The organism is Micromonospora sp. NPDC048935, assembly GCF_043197875.1.
Lineage (GTDB): Bacteria > Actinomycetota > Actinomycetes > Mycobacteriales > Micromonosporaceae > Micromonospora.
On sequence record NZ_JBICTZ010000013.1, the window covers coordinates 147918 to 166521 of the forward strand.

The window sequence follows — 18604 nt, forward strand, 5'->3', positions numbered from 1 at the left end:
GTCGTGAGCGGCACCGTCGGCGGCCCGCCGGTGCAGGAGTCGTACCGGCTGCGGCGGGACGCGGAACTGCGGCTCGGTGAGGACGGTGCGCTGACCCTGCGCCAGACCCGCTTCCAACTCACCCTGGAGCAACCGGGCATGGGCCGGCGGGCGCTGCTGCTGCGGCTCGCCGCCGACTGGGTCAACGACGTCGAGGTCGGTCGGCTGATCAGCGGGCTGGAGGGGGAGAGCCGGGTGCTGCCCGCGCAGTTGCTGCTGCGGCGGCTGCTCGCCCACTCCTGGCTGGAGCGCCGCCTACAGGTCGACGACCGGGCGCTGCTCGACCTGGTGCCCACCGGCCTGGGCCGGGGCAGCCTGCCGGAGAGCCGCCTGCACACACCCGGGGTCCGCTACCGGCTCTCCCGTTTCGCCGCCCTCCAGCACGAACGGGGCATGCTGGTGGCCGCGTCACCGCTGAGCACGCTCGCGGTCGGCTGCGCCGACGTCGCCCTCGGCGCGGTGCTGGCCGCCGCCGTGCCGGGCGTCGGAGGCGACACGGTGGCCCGTACGCTCGGCGTGTCGGCGGCGGCTGCCGGGCGGGTGCTCGACGAGTTGGCCACCGCCCGGATCCTGGTCACCGACGCCGAGTTCGAGGCGGAGTGCGACGACGCGCCGCTGGCCTACTGGTCGCCGGAGGAGCTGCGGCTGCACCACCGCTCCCGGGCCGGTCGGCACGCGCTGCCGGTGGGCGGCACCTACCGGATGCGGGAGCGCTTCGCACCGCTTCCACTGCGCCGCCCGTACGACGGGGGCCGGGCGATCGAGTTGCCACTGCCCGACCTGGCGACGATCGCCAAGGCGGACCCGGCGTTCAGTCAGGTCGTCACGGACCGACGCACGGTGCGTGAACACGACGACGCGGCGCCGCTGCCCCTGGAACGGCTGGCCGAGTTCCTGCACCGGTCGCAGCACACGAGCGCCGTCGGCGCGGCCGGCGGGCAGGAGATCGGCCAGCGGCCGTACCCGGGCGGCGGCGGGGTCTACGAGCTGGAGATCTATCCCCTGGTCGCACGCTGCGCCGGGCTGGACCCCGGGCTCTACCACTACGACGCGGTCGGGCATCGGCTGGAACCGGTCGCCGGCTGGGGTCCGGCCGCCGACCGGCTGCTGGCGTACTCCCGGGCGGCCGGCGCCCTGCCCCGGCCGCCGCAGACGGTCCTGGTGGTCACCGCCCGGGTCCAACGGCTCATGTGGAAGTACGAAGGGATGAGCTACGCGATGATTCTCAAGGACGCGGGTGTGCTGACCCAGCAGATGTATCTCGTCGCCACCGCCATGGGGCTGGCGCCGTGCGCCCTCGGCGCCGGAGACTCCCAGGCATTCGCCGAGTTGTCCGGGATCGACCCCCTCGTCGAGCCGAGCGTGGCCGACTTCCTGCTCGGCTCGCGCCTCACCACCGGCCCGGCCGGGGCGGAGGGCCGGCCATGAAGTTCCGGCGGCAGGCGCTGCGCCAGTTGGAGGCGCCCGAGCAACTGGACCGGGCGGTCCGGCTGACCACGGTGCCGAACTGGCTGGCCACCACCGCGCTGGTCATCGTCGTGGTCGCCGCGGGTGTCTGGTCGGTGCGCACGGTGGTCCCCCGGACCGTGGAGGCGGCCGGGGTGCTGATCCACTCGAACGGGATCTCGGCCCTCGACGCGCTGGAGAGTGGTCAGGTCACCAAGGTGTGGGCGGCACCGCACCAGCGGGTGCCGAAGGGCATCCCCCTCTACAGTCTGCGCACGGCGGACGGCAGGGTGCGGGTGGAGACCGCGCCGGGGGACGCGTACGTGGTCGCCTGGCTGGTCTCCGAGGGCGAGATCGTCACCCCGGGCACGCACCTGGCCGACCTGGAACGGCTCGACACCGCCGGGGACGCGTTGCAGGCCGTCGTGTACGCCCCCGCCGTGGCCGCGCCGCTGCTGCAACCCGGCGTGTCCGTCGAGGTGGCCGCCGCAGCCGCCCCGCGCAACGTGTTCGGCACCCTGGCCGGGCAGGTGACCACCGTCGGGGCGTTCCCGGAGACCGAGGCGTCGCTGCGCGCCTTCCTGGGCACCGGGCCGGACGTCCGGCGGCTGCTCGCCCGGGGCAGCGTGGTGCGGGTGACAGTCGCCCTGGAGCCCGACCCGGCCGCACCGGGTGGCCTGCGCTGGACCAAGTCCCCGCCGCCGTTCCAGCTCAACTCGGCGAGCGAGGTCACCGCCTGGTTCACGGTGGACCGGGAACACCCCATCGACTGGTTGCTGCGGCGATGAGCGCGTCGACGACCGCCGCCAGTGGCGTGCCGGAGATCCCGCGGATCCGGCGTCGACGGGTCCGCACGCCCACCCTGATCCAGATGGAGGCGGTGGAGTGCGGTGCCGCCGCGCTGGGGATCCTGCTCGCGCACCACGGTCGGCACGTGCCCCTGGAGGAGTTGCGCCGCGTCTGCGGGGTGAGCCGGGACGGCTCCACCGCGGCCACCGTGCTCAAGGGCGCCCGCCGGTACGGGATGGTGGCCAAGGGTTTCCAGATGGACCTGGCCGACCTGGCCACCGTGGCGCTGCCGGCGGTGCTGTTCTGGCGCTTCGAGCACTTCGTGGTGTTGGAGGGCCTGGGCCGCAAGGTCTTCATCAACGACCCGGCCACCGGCCCCCGCGCGGTGAGCTGGGAGGAGTTCGACGGCGCGTTCACCGGCGTCGCGCTCACCATGGAGCCCGGCCCGGAGTTCCGCCCCGGCGGCACCCGTTACCGGCTGGTGCGGGCGCTGGCCGAGCGGTGGCGCGGCCCGGGGTCGGCGATCGCGCAGATGCTGCTGCTCGGCCTCCTGATCGCCGTGGTCGGTCTGACCATCCCGGTGATGGCCAAGGTCTTCGTCGACCGGGTGCTGTTGCAGGAGGATCGGGCCGCGTTCGCCGGCCTGGTGGCGGCGGTGGCGGTGGCCACCGTGCTGACCTTCCTGGCCAGCCTGCTCCAGCAACGTCTGACCGTACGCGCGGAGACGGCGCTCGCCCTCGGCAGCGCCGCCCGGTTCTTCCGACATCTGCTGCGGCTGCCGCCGACCTTCTTCGACCAGCGGCAGGCCGCCGACCTCAGCCAGCGGGTCCGCGGCAACGAGGTGGTCGCCGAGGTGCTGACCCGCCGGACGGCCACCACCGTGGTGGACACCGGCCTGGTGCTGGCGTACGGGGCACTGCTCTGCCAGTACGACCTGCTGCTCGGACTGTGCGCGGTGGTGCTCGCCGGGCTGAACGTCAGCGTGCTCCGCTATGTCTCCTCGACCCGGTCGACAGCCGTCGCCGGCCTCCAGGCGGACCGCAGCAAGCTGGTGACCACCGTGTACACCACCGTGCAGATGATCGAGACGGTGAAGGCCGGCGGTGAGGAGGAACGCGCCGTGGCCCGGTTCGCGGCACGCCACGCCACCGTCGCCACCCGCCAGCAGCGGCTGGGCGTACCCACCGCGGTGCTGTCCGTCCTGCCGGCGCTGCTCGCCTCGGGCACCACCGCGGTGCTGCTGGGGTTGGGCAGCCGGCAGGTCGTCGCGGAGGCGATGAGCGTCGGGGTGCTTGTCGGCATGCAGAGCCTGGCCGCCGCGATGAACCGGCCGTTGGGCAACCTGACCGCGCTGGGCTCGCGCTTGCAGGACATGAGCGCCGACCTGAACCGGCTGCGGGACGTGGAGCGGTATCCGTTGCCGCCGGACGAGGACCGCCCCGCCCGTCCGCTGACGCCGATGGAGGGGCACCTGCGCATCGAGGAGGTGACCTTCGGCTACAACCCGCTGGGCCGTCCACTGCTGGAGAACTTCAGCCTGGACCTGCCGCCGGGTGCCCGGGTGGCGCTCGTCGGGCGGTCGGGCAGTGGCAAGTCGACCGTGGGTCGGCTGGTCGCCGGGCTCTACCGTCCCTGGACCGGTCGGGTCACCGTGGACGGTGTCGAGCGGTCGGCGGCCGACGACGGTCTCTGGGCGGCCACCGTCGCCATGGTGGACCAGGACCAACGGCTGTTCGAGGGGACGGTCCGGGACAACGTCACCATGTGGGACCTGACCGTCGCCGACGAGGACGTCGTCGGGGCGCTGACCGACGCGTGCCTCTACGACGAGGTGGCGGCGCGTCCGGGTGGCCTGGGCAGCCCGGTGCGGGAGAACGCCCGCAACTTCTCCGGTGGCCAGCGGCAGCGGCTGGAGATCGCCCGAGCGCTCGTGCGCAACCCCCGGGTGCTGGTGCTGGACGAGGCCACCAGCGCGCTGGACGCCGAGACCGAACGCCGGATCGACAGGCACCTGCGCAGGCGGGGCGCGACCTGCCTGATCGTGGCCCACCGCCTGTCCACGGTCCGCGACTGCGACCTGATCGTCGTGCTGGACGGCGGTCGGGAGGTCGAGCGGGGCACCCACGAGCAACTGGTCGCCCAGGACGGGGCGTACGCACGCCTGGTCCGGGACCACTGACCACGACGATCCGAGGAGACGCTGATGAGTGGCGCGGTGCAGGACTTCCCGGCCGGCGGCCTGCTCGGCTTCTGCGCGGACGGCGTACGCCAGGTCTGTCGCCTGGACGGCCCGGTGGCCGGCTGGCTGGTGACCGGGGGTGAGGCGGACCTGTTCGCGGTGCGTCGGGCCGGGATGAGCCCTTCGCGGCGGCACCATGTGGCCCGGCTCCCGGCCGGTGGCCTGGTGCCGACGTCCACCGCGATCGGTGCGTGGCAGTTGATCCTCGTGCCGCTGCCCGACACGGAGCTGCGCGGCCTGTCCCGGCGGCACCTCTCCCTGCTGGAGCGGCACGTCCGGCTGGGCCGCCAGCCGGACGAGGGGGCGGCGCTACGGGCCCGGACCGCCGCGACGGAGCTGGTCGCCGCGGTGGACCTGGTGCTTGTCACAGTCGCCGACGCGCTGCGCCGGGGGCAGGCGCCCCGGGAGGCGTCCACCCTGTCCGGACGGGAGATCATCTCGTTGGCGCAGGGGAGTGCCCTCACCTCCACCGGCGGCGCCTGGTGGTTGCGCAGCGCCGGCGGGCAGTTGCGTCGCAACGACGGTGGCCCGGCGGAGATGTCCGGGGAGCGGGAGCTGCTGCTCGTCGCCGAGCGGGACTGGGTGGTGGCCGAGTCGCCGTGCGCGGTGGAGAGCCACGGAAGCTGGGACCTGCTGGTCAACGGTCAGCTCCGATCGGCCGTCGACCAGCACGTGGCCCGGTTGTTGCGGATGGTGGAGACCCGGATCGAGGAGGCCGACGCCGCCCTGGTGAGCGCCGTGCGGCGCCGCCGGCAGACCGACGCGGCGGTGCTCGCCGCGGCGGCCCGCCGGTCGATCGGGGTGATCGGCGCCGGCGGTGCGGTGCCGGTTCCGGAGACCGAGGCCGGCTTCGACAGGTACGGGCGGGCGGCCTCGGTGCTCCGGGTGGTCACCGAGCGGATGGGCAGCCCGATCAACGAGCCGGCCGACCGCAGTCGCGCCCCGCTTGACGACCGGGCGGCGGTGCACGCGGTGACCCGGGCCTCCAGCCTGTTCCTGCGCGAGGTGCGGTTGCCGGAGCGCTGGTGGCGGCGGGACCTGGGGCCCCTGGTGGGGTGGCGGGCCGGTGCCGACCCGGAGCACGCCGTCGCGGTGCCGCTGGTGTTCCGCCGTGGCCGCTACCACCACGTCGACCCGGACACCCGCGTGTACGGTCCGATCGACGCGACGGTGGCCGCGACGTTCGCCGTCGAGGCGACCGAGGTGCAGGCGCCGCTACCGCCGACGGCGCGGATGCGCCACCTGCTGCGGGCCGGGCTGGTCGGTGCGTCCCGCGACGTGCGGGGTCTGCTGTTCGCCGCCATCTGCGTGGCACTGCTGGGCCTGGGAGTGCCGCTGGCCACCGGCGAGGTGCTCGGCCAGTTGGCCCGGCAGGGCGAGGTGAACGGCCTGCTCGGCTTCGTCGCGCTGATGCTCAGCGCGGCGGTGGTCGCAGGGCTTGTCGGCGTGGTGCAGAACCTGCGTCTGCTGCGCCTGGACGGCCGGCTGCAGTCCGGCGCGCAGTTGGCGATCTGGGACCGGCTCATGCGGCTGCCGGCCCGGTTCTTCACCGGTCGCAGCAGCGGTGAGATCGCCAACTCGATGTTGGGAATCTCGTTCGTCGGTGAGGCGCTGAGCGCACTGCTGCCGCAACTCGTCTCGGCGGTCGCGACCGTCGCGGTGACCCTCGGCATGCTCCTGGTCGTCGAACCCGTGCTCGGGCTCTGGGGAGCGGGGATCGTCGCCGTCACCATGCTGACCTTCGGCGCGTTCGCCGTCCTGATCGTCGGTCAGCAACGGGCCGCGCTGCCCGCCGAGCACCGGGCGGCGGCGATGACCAACCAGTTGCTCGGCGGCATCGTGAAGATCAAACTGGCCGCCGCCGAGACCCGGGCCCACGCGCGCTGGTCGGAGGTGGCCGCCACGGCCCGCGCGTCGCTGCAACGGGTCCGGCAGAGTCAGGCCGGCCTCGTCGCCTTCGGCACCGTGCTGCCGATCGCCGGCCAACTGGTCCTGTTCGCCGTGCTGATGGGGCCGCTCGCCGGCCGGGTCGCGCCGGCCGACTTCTTCATCCTCAACGTCGGCTTCGCGATGCTGCTCGGCGCGTTGCTGGTGCTGGTGTCGGCCGGGGTCGAGGTGATCGCGGCGGTGCCCCGGCTGGGCAGCCTGCGGGAGATCCTGCGCGCCGAACCCGAGGCGCGTCCGGACCGGGTGGACCCGGGTGAGCTGCGCGGCGAGGTCGCGCTGCACCGGCTCACCTTCGCCTACCAGCCGGACGAGCCGCCGGTGCTCGTCGACATCGACCTGCACGTCCGCCCGGGTGAGTTCGTCGCCATCGTCGGACCGAGTGGCTGTGGGAAGTCCACACTGCTGCGACTGCTGCTCGGCTTCGAACGTCAACAGCAGGGCGCGGTGCTCTACGACGGTCAGGACCTCTCCGAACTCGACGTGCACGCGGTCCGCCGGCAGTGCGGGGTTGTCCTGCAGGATGGCCAGCTCTTCGCCGGCTCGGTGCGCGACAACATCTGTGGCGCCGGCAGCTTCGGACTGGACCAGGTCTGGGAGGCCGCGCGGATGGCCGGCCTCGCCGACGACCTGGAGGCGCTGCCGATGGGGATGAGCACGATGGTGCCGTTCGGCGGCGGGACGCTCTCCGTCGGGCAGCGGCAGCGGGTGCTGATCGCCCGCGCGTTGGCTCCGCTGCCCCGGATCATCTATCTCGACGAGGCGACGAGCGCGCTGGACAACCGGACCCAGGAGGTGGTCAGCCGGAGCACCGCGGCCCTGGCCGCGACCCGGGTGGTCATCGCCCACCGGCTGTCCACGGTCCGTACGGCGGACACCATCGTGGTCCTCGACGCGGGGCGGATCGTCCAGCGGGGGACCTTCGACGAGTTGATGGGTGACTCGGACGGGCTGTTCCACCGGCTGGCGCGACGGCAACTGCTGACCGAACCGGAACGGCCCGACGCCGTGGTGCCGAGCCGGCACGCCGACGGGCAGCCCGCGACGAGCTGACCGTCAGCCGTTGTCGATGACCGTGCTGTCCTCCAGGCACACGTCCGTGTCGAGGTGGTTCTCCAGCAACTCGGCGACGTGCGCCTCCGACTGGTTCTCCACGGCGAGTCGGAACGCCTCGGTGAGCACGTTGACCACACCCTGGGTCAACAGCAGGGTCTCCCGGTCGAGTTCGGCCCAGGACGACCGGGCGTCGCTGCGGGCCAGCTCCGGGGCGAGGGTCAGCAGGCGGGCGGTGACGGCGGCGACCAACTCGTCGGCCACCGGTCGAAGGCTGTCCAGCACCTCGCTGAGGGTCTGTAGTGCCGGCACCGTGCCCACGCGTACCCGGTGCAGGTCCAGGGCGGCGCGCAGCGGTCGTGGCCGGACGGTGCGGACGGTGCCGTCGGTGGTCCGGCCGATCACGCCGTGCCGGGTCAGCGCGTGGGCCAGCGCGGGACGGTCGGCGGTCAGGCGTTGCAGCATCGCGGTCAGCCCGTCGGGCGCCTCGTCACTGGCCCGGACCCCCAGCATCGCCTCGATGGACACCAGGTTGAAGCCCTGCCGCTGAAGGGCGAGGATCGCGTCCAGCCGGCGGACGTGGGAGTCGTCGTAGAGGGCCGTCCGGCCGCGCCGTACCGGCGGGGGCAGTAGCCGCCGGGCCTGGTGGGCCCGGATGTTGCGGGGCGACATCCCCACCTTGCGGGCGAGTTCCTCCACGCTGTACCCGGCCGGGCCGCCGGTCGTCGTCACCTGGTCGATGGTCACGGGCGCCTCCGGCAGCACTCGGTGACGGAACACGGCACCCCGTCGAACCGAGTCACCGCGGGGCGCTCCGCCGATCGCAGCGTAGGTGCGGCAACCGCGCGGGTGACAGACGAGGAACTACTACTTGTCCACAGTGGTGACAATCATTACAATCGCTCGCCGCCGCATGTCGCTGATTCCCAATTACCCGGCTTTCGCCGCAGCGCGACCTTTTCGCGGCCACATTCGATGAAATTCCCACTCGTTGCGCGGACCGGATCCGTCGGTGGCCCACGATGAAGCGAAATCGGCGGCCCGGAACCTCCCGCGCTGCCTGTCGCCGCCGCCGGCGGTCGACCATCGAAGGGAGCAGGGTGTGACACCTGTCGATCGAGCGGTCTTCGTGGCCGCGTACAGCAGGCTGGTCGCCGACGTCTGGGCCGACCCGGTCAAGGAGCAGGCGCTCGACCGGGACCCGCGGGGGTTCCTCGCCGGCTACGGGCTGCACCTGTCCGAGGATGTGCAGGTCCGGGTGGTCCGCGACGTCGCCGACGCCGATCCGGACCTGGAGGCGCAGGTCGAGTCGTGGCAGCGGGCGGGGACCACCGGCACGTTCGTGCTGTTCGTGCCGTCGTTGCAGCCGGTGGCCCAGGCGGAACTGGCCGAGGACGAGCTGGACAGCGTCGTCGCCGGCCTGGACCCCAGCTGTGCGTGCTGCTGCCCGTGCTGCTGCACCTGACACCGATGTCTGCCGCCCACCGGTCGGCACGGCAGATTCTGATGGCAGTCATTGATTGTCGAACCTCGATCTTCGTAACGTTCTCGCCACAGCGATAAAACGCCTCAGTGATCCCGAGGAAAGGACCGAACGATGAGCAACGACGACCAGGAATATGGCGCGAGGTTCGTGACCAAGTACTCGGAACTGGTCACCGCCGTGTGGCGCAGCGACGACGAACTGCAACGCCTGCTCGCCGACCCGACCGGCTACGCGACGGCCGCCGGCCTGCCGGTCGCCGCCGGTTCCCGGGTCGAGGTCGACCGCGCCCAGCCCGCCACGCTCTACACCAAGGACCAGATCGTCGCCGACTGGGCCGGCACGCCCGGCCTGCACGTGCTGCACGTGCCCGAGGTGCCGCTGGTCGACCTCAACGAGCTGACCGAGGCCGAGTTGGAGACGGTCGCCGGCGGTGTGGCACCGATCGCCGACAACAACGTCAACATCATCGCCGTCCTCATCCTCTGAGTTCCTGACCCCCGCCGGGAGCCTCAATGACTGACACGACCGAAAGCATCGCGTTCCGGTCCGGCACCTACCGGACGGCCACCGTGGAGCAGACCTGGGCGCGGATCGGTGGCATGCTCGACCGCTTCCGGATCACCCGGGTCGCCGACATCACCCGGCTCGACGAGATCGGCCTACCGGTGCACGTCGCCTACCGGCCGGTCGGAGCCACCATGGCGGTGAGCGTCGGCACCGGCGCCACGGCGACGCAGGCCCGGGTCAGCGCGGTCATGGAGAGCATCGAGTCCTGGCATGCCGAGAACCTCCGGCCGGGGACCGTCGTCCGGTCCCCGGCCGAGGCGCTCGACCTGCCGTACGACGTGCGGTGGCTGCACCTGGCGGAACGATCACCCCTGACCCCTGCCGTCGAACTCGACTGGGTCGCCGGCCGTGGGCTGGTGACCGGAGCGCGGTGCCTGGTGCCCCGCGCCACCATCGAACTCGACTTCACCGTCCGACGCGGCTGGGACCGCGCCCTGTTCACCCCCAGCAGCAACGGGCTGGCCACCGGGAACACCTTCGCCGAGGCCAGCCTGCACGCCCTGCTGGAGGTCGTCGAACGCGACTGCATCGCCCCGTACTGCACCTCGCCGTTGGCCGAGCGCACCTACGCCGACCCGGGCACCGCCACCAACGCGATGACCCGCACCGTGCACGAGTCGCTGCTGCGGGCCGGTTGCTGGGTGGAGATCTGCGACATCACCAACGCCGTCGGCGTGCCGTGCTACGCCGCCTCGATCTGGTCGGAGGACCTGCCGGTCACCTTCGGCGGCTTCGGCTGCCACGTGGACCCGGAGATCGCCGTCGGTCGGGCCATGGCGGAGGCAGCGCAGTCGCGGCTGGTCATGGTCTCCGGAGCCCGGGACGACATCGACGCCACCGCCTACCACGACGTCGGCGGGCCGCCGGTGCCGCCACCCACCGTCGACCGGCCCGTCCGGCCGATCCGCCGGGACTCGCCACCCGTGGGTGACGTGACCCAGGTGCTGCGCGAACTGGCGTCGCGGGTGCAGCGGGTCACCGGCGTCGAACCGTTCAGCGTCGACCTGACACATGACGACATCGGTATTCCGGTGAGCAAGGTGTTCGCCCCCGGCCTGCGGATGTTCGACGAGCGGGCCCTGAGTATCCGACCGGGAGTGCCCCGTGACTGACGTCGTCTTCATCGGTCCGAGCCTGCCGACCGACGAGGTCGCTCGGCTGCTGCCCGACGCGGTGGTGCTGCCACCGGTCGCGCACGGCGACCTGCTCCGCCTGGACGTCGGCCCCGGCGACCGGGTCCTCGTCGTCGACGGGTTCTTCCTGCAACACCCGCCGGTGCGCCACCGGGAGATCCTGGACCTGCTCGACCGTGGTGTGACGGTGGCCGGCGCCGCCAGCATGGGCGCTCTGCGCGCCGCCGAGCTGTGGCCGTTCGGGATGCGTGGCGTGGGTGAGGTGTTCCAGCTCTACCGCGACGGGGTCGTCACGGGCGACGACGAGGTGGCGGTCGTGCACGGGCCCGCCGAGGAGGGCCACCGCGCGATGAGCGTCCCGCTGGTGAACATCCGGATCGAGCTGCGTCGCGCCGTCGCGGCCGGCGTGCTCAGCGACGCCGAGGCGGTGCGGCTGCTGGACATCGGCCGGGACCTGCCCTTCCGGCGGCGGTCGTACCGGGCACTGGAGCGCAGCGCGCCACCCGAGGCGGCGGCGGTGCTGGACCGGTTCCTGACGTGGCGCCGGCGGGACCCCGGCGACGCCAAGGGCGCCGACGCCCGGCTGCTGCTGTCGATGGCCGCGGACAACGCGCCGGAGCTGCGCCCGCCGCACGCCGACGACCAGCCGATCGACAACCTGCACACCCGCTTCCTCGACAGCTGGCGGTCGCGGTTCGCCGGAGGGTCGGTCGGCGGGCACTGGGTCAGCGACCGGGAGGCCGCCGCGGTGCTGATGCTGTTGCACCCCGAGTCGCCCGCCTGGCACCGGCGGGGGGTGCTGGCCGGGCTCGCCGAGGTCGACATCGCCGACCCCATGGTCGAGGACCACGCCCGCGAGGTGGCCCGCCGGCGAGGGCTCTCCGCCGCGCCGCCGACCGGGTGGGACTGGCTGACCGACTCCGAACGGGGTCTCGACGAGCACGAGGCGGTGCTGCGGGTGCTGGTGCGGGCGTTCGGCACCACGCCGTACCGCAGCCTGGCGCTGTGGATGGTCGCGGCGCCGCTGCGTACCCCCGCGATGCTGGCCGCGGCGCGACAGATCGCGGCGACCGCGGCGTCGCTGAACGAGACGCTCGTTCCGCGTACGACGGGGCACCGCCGCCCGGGTGGTCGGCTGCACTTCCGCACCGAGGTCGTCGACACGCACTTCGCGAGGTTGTGGGGCTGTGCCGTCGACGACCTGGAAGCCGCGGCGTGGGACCGGGGCTTCGTCGACCTGGCGGCGTTCCGCTACGCGGCGGAACCGCTCGTCGCGTACGTCAAGGCGTTCGGTGCCCCGCGACTGCCGGCGGTGGCCACCCGTGCGCAGGAGGACACCCTGGCCGGTTCCGCGGCCCGGATCGGTTGAGGAGGCGTCGATGAGCGGCACGGTGAAGGCGGCACTGATCTACCCCCCGCTGACCGATCCCACCTCGGGATACCACTCCCTGAACTACCTCGACTCGTACGCCCGGGCACAGGGGCACCGGCCGGCGGAGATCATCGACGCCAACATCGAGGCGTTCCACCACTCGTACACCCCGTCGGCGTACGAGTGGCTGCGGCGGGAGTTGTCCCGGCTGTCGACCGACGACCTCAGCGGCCCGGACGCGCTGATGGCAAAGGCGAACCAGCTCGGCCTGCCCGACCCCGACCCGGAGCGGCTGCGCCGGTCGATCGGGGTGTTGCAGGACCCGACGCTGTTCTACGACTACCGGCACTACCAGGACGCCGTCGACGGCGTGATCTCCTGGATGGACGCGCTCGGCACGGTCGGGTTCCCCGGGCAGTTCCACGCCGGTTTCCGGCTGCACCCGCCACCGATGATCTCGATCGGCTCGGTGGCCGCGCTGACCGACGAGGCGCTGCTCGCCCGGCTCAACCGGCCCTTCCTGCCGTACTACGAGGACGTGCTGATCCCGCGGCTGGTCGCCGGTGGAAACCAGGTGATCGGCATCAGCGTCACCTACCAGTGGCAGTTGCCGTTCGCGCTCTGGATCGCCCGACTCGTGCGGCGGGCCTGCCCGGACGTCTTCCTCATCGCCGGTGGCACCGAGATCTCCGACGTGTGGAAGTGCGCCAGCAAACCCGAGTACGTCTTCCAGGTGCTCGCCGACTTCGACGCGATAGTGGTCGGGGAGGGGGAGAGCGCGTACACGGAGATCCTGGACGCGGTGCAGACCGGCACCCTGCCGGCCGGGCACCCCAACGTTCGGCTGCACCCGAAGTACGGCCGCCAGCGGCAACTGCCCCTGCGCTACGAACGACTGGCGCAGATACCGGTGCCGGACTTCTCCGGCCTGCCCTGGGACCTCTACCTCAGCCCGGAACGGTTCGTCTACTACTCGCCGACCCGAGGCTGCTACTGGAACAAGTGCACGTTCTGCGACTACGGCCTGAACACCGACGGCCCGACCAGCCCGTGGCGGCAGGACACGGTGGACACCATGATCGCGGACGTCACCGAGCTGTCCAAGTTCGCCAAGTTCATCTACTTCTCGGTCGACGTGCTCGCCCCCGCGACGATCCTGCGCTTCGCCGAACAGGTCGTCGAGCGCGGTCTGGACTTCCGCTGGGGTGCCGAGATCCGGCTGGAGAAGTACTGGTCCGACGAGCGCTGCGAGCTGCTGCGGCGCAGCGGCTGCGTGGCCATCTCGGTCGGCTTCGAGTCCGGTAACCAACGCGTCCTCGACCTGATCGACAAGGGCACGAAGCCGGAGCAGGCGCGGCGCACCATGATGGCGATGACCAAGGCCAACATCGGTGTGCAGATGATGGGCTTCACCGGGTTCCCCACCGAGACCCGCGAGGAGGCGCTGGACAGCGTCAACTTCCTGCGCGACAACCCGGACCTGTGGACCCTCGGCGGGCTCGGCGACTTCATGCTGACCCCGGGCGCCATCGTCGCCAAGGAGCCGGACCGGTTCGGCATCACCAACGTGCGGCCGGTGGAAGGCTCGGACATCGTCCGGATGCTCAAGTTCGACGAGCCGGTCACCGAGGCGGCGCAGGCCGAGGTCGCGCAGGCCAAGGCCAACCTCAACCCCGGCCATTACCACCGGCCGTGGCTGGGTGCCACCGACACCCCGCACACGTTCTTCTACCACGACCGGTACGGCACGGCGGTGCGTGGCGTCCTCGCCCACGACCGGGTTCGGCACGACACCGACGACCAGACCGAGTTCCTCGCCAACGGCTCGTTCGTGGACCGCGACGACGAGCAGGTCTGGGAGGCGTACCGGCGGATCCGCTCCGACGAGCAGGACGGCGTCCCCGGCGACCTGCCGGCGGACCGGCACCTGTTCCGCCGGGTCGACGGTCAGGTGTTCGCGCTCAACCGCAGCAGCCGGCTGTTCCTGGATCTCTTCAACGCGCCGCTCACCCTCGCCGAGGCGCAGCGCCGACTCTGGATCGTCGAACCGACTGTCGCCGACGGGGTCTGGCGGACCTTCATCGGGCAGCGGTTGATCCGCCGGCACCGGCTCCCGGCCGATCAGTAGGGCCGGTGTGCCGCGTCGTCACCTCCCGGGGCCCCGCGCTTCAGTGGCCGGACTCGCGGGTGTAAAGCTCCTCTTCGGTGACGACCGGTGCGATGTTGTCCTCGGGACGCCCGACCCGCGCGGCCGAACCGAACATGGCTCCCCGTGCCGGATGCACCGGTGCGAACGCGGCGAAGCCCCGCTGCTTCGGGATGTCGTCGTAGACCGCCTCCATCCCTCCCCGCAACAGGTAGGTCTCGTGCCAGAAACCGGTGCCGCCGCTGTCGCGCAGGAAGTTGCGCCACCAGATTCGGTGCGGTTCGGAGCGTGCCCAGGACAGCAGCGCGGGCAGGTCCCGCCAGTACTGGCGGATGCCGACGTGCATGGGGAACAGCGACCACAGCAGGGATTCGCTGTGGATCAGGCCCTCCGGCTCGGCGGTCGTGGACCGGCCGATCTGTGGGCCGTAGCCCATCAGCGTCCGCAGGCCGTAGAACCGGTTGACACGCATGCCCAGATAGACGACCACAAGGTCCGGATACGACGACAGGTCGACAGTCTGCCGATTGACGCGGGTAGGCATCGGAGGCTCTCCTCGGTTGTGAAGCTCGACGAGACCGACGCTAGGCGAGGGCACTGAACGGGCACTTGACGCGACTGGATGCCACTGCGCGCCTCCCCGCTCCTGCTCGATCGGTCAGGCGTCGGCACCGCCGGGTAGTTCGGCGAGCAGGTCGTCGGCGCGCGTCGCGAAGAGGTGAGCCCCGCGCTCCTGCGAGAGGACCCGCGCGCGCCGGGCGACACGCACGGCGGACCGGAGGTCGCCGCCGGCTCGCAGCGCCTGCGCGCGGATGAGGAGAACAAGTCCTTCGGCATACCGTTCGCCGTACGCCTCGAACCGGCGGGTGCCGCGAGCGGCGCGGGCGAGACCGAGGAGCTGGCGAAACTCGGTCAGGTCGAGTGCCGAGCTCTTCCTCAGACCGGGTGGATACTGCGGAAAGGCTACGCGTTAGCCCCGACCATTCAAACGCCATTGGTCGGCGTGCGAGCTGCCGCCCTCCGACCCGTACCGGCACCCATCGACCGACTTGACGGTCAGTTGACGGCCCGGCCGGGCCATGATCTGCGCGTTCAGTCCCTGTCCACCCCCGGTCTCTAACGTCGGACCGGTCAGTACGAAGGACCAGGTAAGAGGGACGCGACGGTGGGTCTGGGAAGCAAGCCAACAATCGTTCTCGTACACGGCGCGTTCGCCGACAGCAGCGGCTTCGACGCGGTCATCCGGCGGCTCCTGGCCGGCGGCTATCCGGTAGTCGCCGCACCGAATCCGTTGCGTGGCATCGCCTTTGACGCGGCCGCGGTCAAGGCGCTACTGAGCAGCGTCGAGGGGCCGGTCGTGCTGGTCGGCCACTCCTACGGCGGGGCGGTCATCTCCGCGGCAGCGGCCGGCAGTGACCAGGTGCGGGCGCTGGTCTACCTGGCGGCGTTCGTTCCCGACACCGGTGAGGCGGTCGGGGAGTTGGTCGCCAAGTTCCCGGGCAGCACGGTGAACGAGTCGCTGAAGGCGGTGCCGCTGCCGGATGGGCAGGTCGACCTGTACATCGATCCGGCGGTCTACCATTCCCGGTTCGCCGCCGACGTGCCCGCCGAGGACGCTGCGGTGTACGCCATCGCGCAGCGTCCGGCCGCAGCGGCGGCGTTCGGCGAGCCTGCCGCCGGGCCGCAGGGCTGGAACACGATTCCGGCCTTCACCCTGATCAGTGGCGCCGACATGATCATTCCGCCGGAGACGCAGGAGTTCATGGCCGAGCGGGCCGGGGCCACGGTGCGGGTGGTCGACGACGCCTCGCACCTGGTGTTCGTCTCGCACCCGGAGACCGCGGTGGCCCTCATCGAACAGGCGGCCCACGAGACCGCACGTTGATCGTCGCCCATCCCGCCGGTGGGCCGGTCTGGGACAGCCTCTCGAAGGCTGCTCCAGGCCGGCCCACGGGAGACCCGTCACCTGTCGGCCAGGCCCGCCGGGTCACGTAGGTCAGTGCTGGTGACTGGACCTGTCCGGCGACCGCACCGCCCAGCGGTGCAGGCGACGCCGGCGCCCCAACCCGTCAGGCCACGGTCGTTCACGTGGAGCTGCGCGTCACGCCTGGATCCGCTGCCGAGGCCGCGGTCGAGCCGGCCCGTCCGGGCGGACCGGTGCTGGCCCGCGCCGGCCGACGGTCACGACGTACAGGAGCAGGCCGGCGGCGGTGAGGACGAAACCGGCCCAGACGGTGGACAGGGTTCCCCAGCCGGCGTCGAGGGTGACCGCGCCGCCGATCGCGCCGAGAGAGTTGGCCAGGTTGAGGGCGGCCAGGTTGAGGGCGCCCATCAGGGTCGGGGCGTCGGGCGCGAAGCTGGTCAGCCGTACCTGGATGGTGGGGATCGCGTACATCATGGTCGCGCCGACGCCGAACAGGCAGGGCAGCAGAACCGCCAGGTCGCTGCCGGCCACGCCGATCAGCACGAGGAGGACCAGCACGCCGCCGTAGCCCCAGAGCAGCCCGCGATTCTGGTGCCGGTCGGCGACCCGGCCACCGAGGTAGTTGCCGACCGCCATACCGAGACCGAAGACGGCGAGCGCCAGCGGAATGAGCGAGGCGTCCCGCCGTGCCGCGTCGGTGACGAACGGGCCGATGAACGTGTAGACGGCGAAGATGCTGGAGATGCCGAGCGCGGCGACGGCGACCATCAGCCAGACGTTCAGCCGACGCAGCGCTCTCAGCTCGTTCGCGATCGAGGTGCCGCGTAGCTCGTCGGTGCGCGGTAGCCAGGCGACCAGGGCGGCGCCGGCAAGCAGACCGACGGCGACCACCGTCCAGTACATGACTCGCCAGCCCGCGCTCTGACCGATGAAGGTGCCCAGCGGGGACCCGGCGATGGTGGCGACGGTGAGGCCGCCCATCACCGTGGCGAACGCCTTGCCGCCCTTGCCCGGCCCGTACACGTAGGCGGCGACGACGGCTCCCGCGCCGAAGAACGCACCCTGCACACTGCCGGCGACGAAGCGGAAGAGGACGAGCAGCGCGATGTTCGGTGCCAGGGCGGAGAGCCCGTTGCCGACCAGGAACAGCGCGATCAGGCCGAGCAGCAGGGTGCGCCGGTTGGCTCGGGCCGCGAGCAGGATGATCGCCGGGGAACCGATCACCACACCGAAGGCGTACGCGGTGATCGCGTAGGTGGCGACCGGGAGGGAGACGTCCAGATCGGAGGAGAAGAGCTGGATGATGCCGTTGCTGCCGAACTCGCCGGTGCCGATCGCGAAGGTGCCAAGCGCCAACGCGAGCAGTGTCAGCTTCGGATATCGGATCGGTGCCGCCGTCGACGCGCGTCGCATCTCCTCGGCGACCGCGCACTGACCGTCATACGCCTTCTGGTGCATCGTGTCGTCCTTCGCGTGAACTATCGGCCAACTGGCGGTGGGGCTGGGGTGGGCCACGATCGGACCGGGCCGCGTGGCCACCTCAACCGCTCGGACCTCGCGAGCCCGCGGAGCGCTTCGTCAGCGCGCGGCGCGCCTGATGATGTCGGCCGTGACGGCGGGCTGCGAGATCATCGCGACGTGCGACGCGGCGACCTCGCGAACCTGCGCGCCGGCCCGCTGCGCCATGAACCGCTGTGCCGCGGCGGGCAGCACCTGGTCGTTGCGGGCGACCAGATACCAGGACGGAATGGTCTTCCACGCCGGCACCCCGGACGGCTCACCGAGGGTGCGGGTGTCGGCCGGCCGCTGCCCGGCCCACATCAGCTCGGTGGTCGCCTTCGGCACGTCACCCGCGAACACCTCCCGGAAGAACTGCCGCTTGATGTAACCGTCGACGAGATCCCTGTCGTACGGCCGGAAGTCCAGTGCCGCCTCGGTGAGCTTGCTGCCCGGGTACATCGTCTGCAGACCCAGCAACGACTCGTGCTGATCGGGCGCGAACGCGGCCACGTACACAAGTGCCTTCACGTTCGGGTTGCCGGTCGCGGCGTTCGTGGTGACGATCCCGCCGTAGGAGTGCGCGGCGAGGACGATCGGACCGCTCAGGGTGGCGAGGATGCTGGCCAGGTATGCGGAGTCGGTGGCCACGCCGCGCAGCGGGTTCGCCGGAGCGATGACCGGGTAGCCGTCGCGGATGAGCCGGGTGGCGACGTCGTTCCAGCCGGAGGCGTCGGCGAAGGCCCCGTGGACGAGGACGACGGTCGGCTTGGGCTGGTTACCGGGTCGGGGGTGGGCCTGCGCGGCGGGTGCCCCGAGCACAGCCCCGGTGGCGGCCGCGACGGAACCGGCCAGCAACGTACGACGGCTTGTTGTCATTGGGTTGACCTCTCGATGATCGTTCTCGGTCGTGACTCCGGGCCAGCGTAGGTTCGGCCACTTGACGAGCACTGAACGAAGCCGCAGGCC

The 18604-nt window shown here is 71.8% G+C and carries 14 protein-coding genes; 10 read left to right on the forward strand and 4 right to left on the reverse strand.

The window, feature by feature from the left end; all coding sequences use genetic code 11:
* Positions 1-3 precede the first annotated feature (3 nt).
* Genes ACGFIW_RS29095 through ACGFIW_RS29110 form a run of 4 tightly spaced genes read left to right on the forward strand, consistent with a single transcriptional unit; the run spans position 4 to position 7510 of the window.
* Positions 4-1467 (forward strand): SagB family peptide dehydrogenase, encoded by a 1464-nt coding sequence (locus ACGFIW_RS29095; RefSeq protein ID WP_393322328.1) that lies wholly within the window; start codon positions 4-6, stop codon positions 1465-1467.
* On the forward strand, positions 1464-2273 hold the full coding sequence (locus tag ACGFIW_RS29100) for a hypothetical protein (RefSeq protein ID WP_393322331.1): 810 nt from the start codon (positions 1464-1466) through the stop codon (positions 2271-2273). Before ACGFIW_RS29095 ends, ACGFIW_RS29100 begins: the two co-directional genes overlap by 4 nt.
* Complete coding sequence (locus tag ACGFIW_RS29105) at positions 2270-4453, forward strand: NHLP family bacteriocin export ABC transporter peptidase/permease/ATPase subunit (RefSeq protein ID WP_393322334.1); 2184 nt, start codon at positions 2270-2272, stop codon at positions 4451-4453. Before ACGFIW_RS29100 ends, ACGFIW_RS29105 begins: the two co-directional genes overlap by 4 nt.
* A 24-nt stretch (positions 4454-4477) precedes the next feature.
* Positions 4478-7510, forward strand: a complete 3033-nt coding sequence (locus tag ACGFIW_RS29110; protein ID WP_393322337.1) for an ATP-binding cassette domain-containing protein — start codon at positions 4478-4480, stop codon at positions 7508-7510.
* 3 nt (positions 7511-7513) lie between these two features.
* Here ACGFIW_RS29110 and ACGFIW_RS29115 read toward each other — a convergent pair whose 3' ends face one another.
* Positions 7514-8257, reverse strand: coding sequence for a MerR family transcriptional regulator (locus ACGFIW_RS29115; protein ID WP_393322339.1), 744 nt, complete (start codon positions 8255-8257; stop codon positions 7514-7516).
* 355 nt (positions 8258-8612) lie between these two features.
* On the opposite strand from ACGFIW_RS29115, the gene ACGFIW_RS29120 reads away from it, so the two are divergent.
* The 5 genes from ACGFIW_RS29120 (at position 8613) to ACGFIW_RS29140 (ending at position 14196) form a co-directional block, all read left to right on the forward strand.
* Complete coding sequence (locus tag ACGFIW_RS29120) at positions 8613-8975, forward strand: hypothetical protein (RefSeq protein ID WP_393322342.1); 363 nt, start codon at positions 8613-8615, stop codon at positions 8973-8975.
* A 132-nt stretch (positions 8976-9107) separates the two neighbouring features.
* Positions 9108-9482 carry a class IIb bacteriocin, lactobin A/cerein 7B family gene (locus tag ACGFIW_RS29125; protein ID WP_357079234.1) on the forward strand — a complete coding sequence of 125 codons (375 nt, stop codon included), beginning with the start codon at positions 9108-9110 and terminating at the stop codon, positions 9480-9482.
* A gap of 26 nt (positions 9483-9508) precedes the next feature.
* Entirely contained in the window at positions 9509-10675 is a 1167-nt protein-coding gene (locus ACGFIW_RS29130; RefSeq protein ID WP_393322345.1) for a YcaO-like family protein, read from the forward strand.
* Positions 10668-12065 carry a TfuA-like protein gene (locus ACGFIW_RS29135; protein ID WP_393322347.1) on the forward strand — a complete coding sequence of 466 codons (1398 nt, stop codon included), beginning with the start codon at positions 10668-10670 and terminating at the stop codon, positions 12063-12065. The genes ACGFIW_RS29130 and ACGFIW_RS29135 overlap by 8 nt, the downstream gene beginning before the upstream one ends.
* Before the next feature lie 10 nt (positions 12066-12075).
* Entirely contained in the window at positions 12076-14196 is a 2121-nt protein-coding gene (locus tag ACGFIW_RS29140; protein WP_393322350.1) for a B12-binding domain-containing radical SAM protein, read from the forward strand.
* Between the two features lie 40 nt (positions 14197-14236).
* On the opposite strand, the gene ACGFIW_RS29145 is transcribed toward ACGFIW_RS29140, so the two are convergent.
* Complete coding sequence (locus tag ACGFIW_RS29145) at positions 14237-14758, reverse strand: monooxygenase family protein (protein WP_393322353.1); 522 nt, start codon at positions 14756-14758, stop codon at positions 14237-14239.
* A gap of 621 nt (positions 14759-15379) precedes the next feature.
* Here ACGFIW_RS29145 and ACGFIW_RS29150 point away from each other — a divergent pair.
* A complete protein-coding gene (locus ACGFIW_RS29150) occupies positions 15380-16099 on the forward strand; it encodes an alpha/beta fold hydrolase (RefSeq protein ID WP_393322355.1) in 720 nt (239 codons plus the stop codon).
* Between the two features lie 216 nt (positions 16100-16315).
* On the opposite strand, the gene ACGFIW_RS29155 is transcribed toward ACGFIW_RS29150, so the two are convergent.
* Both ACGFIW_RS29155 and ACGFIW_RS29160 read right to left on the reverse strand, forming a co-directional pair.
* On the reverse strand, positions 16316-17596 hold the full coding sequence (locus tag ACGFIW_RS29155) for an MFS transporter (protein WP_393322358.1): 1281 nt from the start codon (positions 17594-17596) through the stop codon (positions 16316-16318).
* A 120-nt stretch (positions 17597-17716) separates the two neighbouring features.
* Positions 17717-18514, reverse strand: coding sequence for an alpha/beta fold hydrolase (locus ACGFIW_RS29160; RefSeq protein WP_393322361.1), 798 nt, complete (start codon positions 18512-18514; stop codon positions 17717-17719).
* Positions 18515-18604 lie beyond the last annotated feature (90 nt).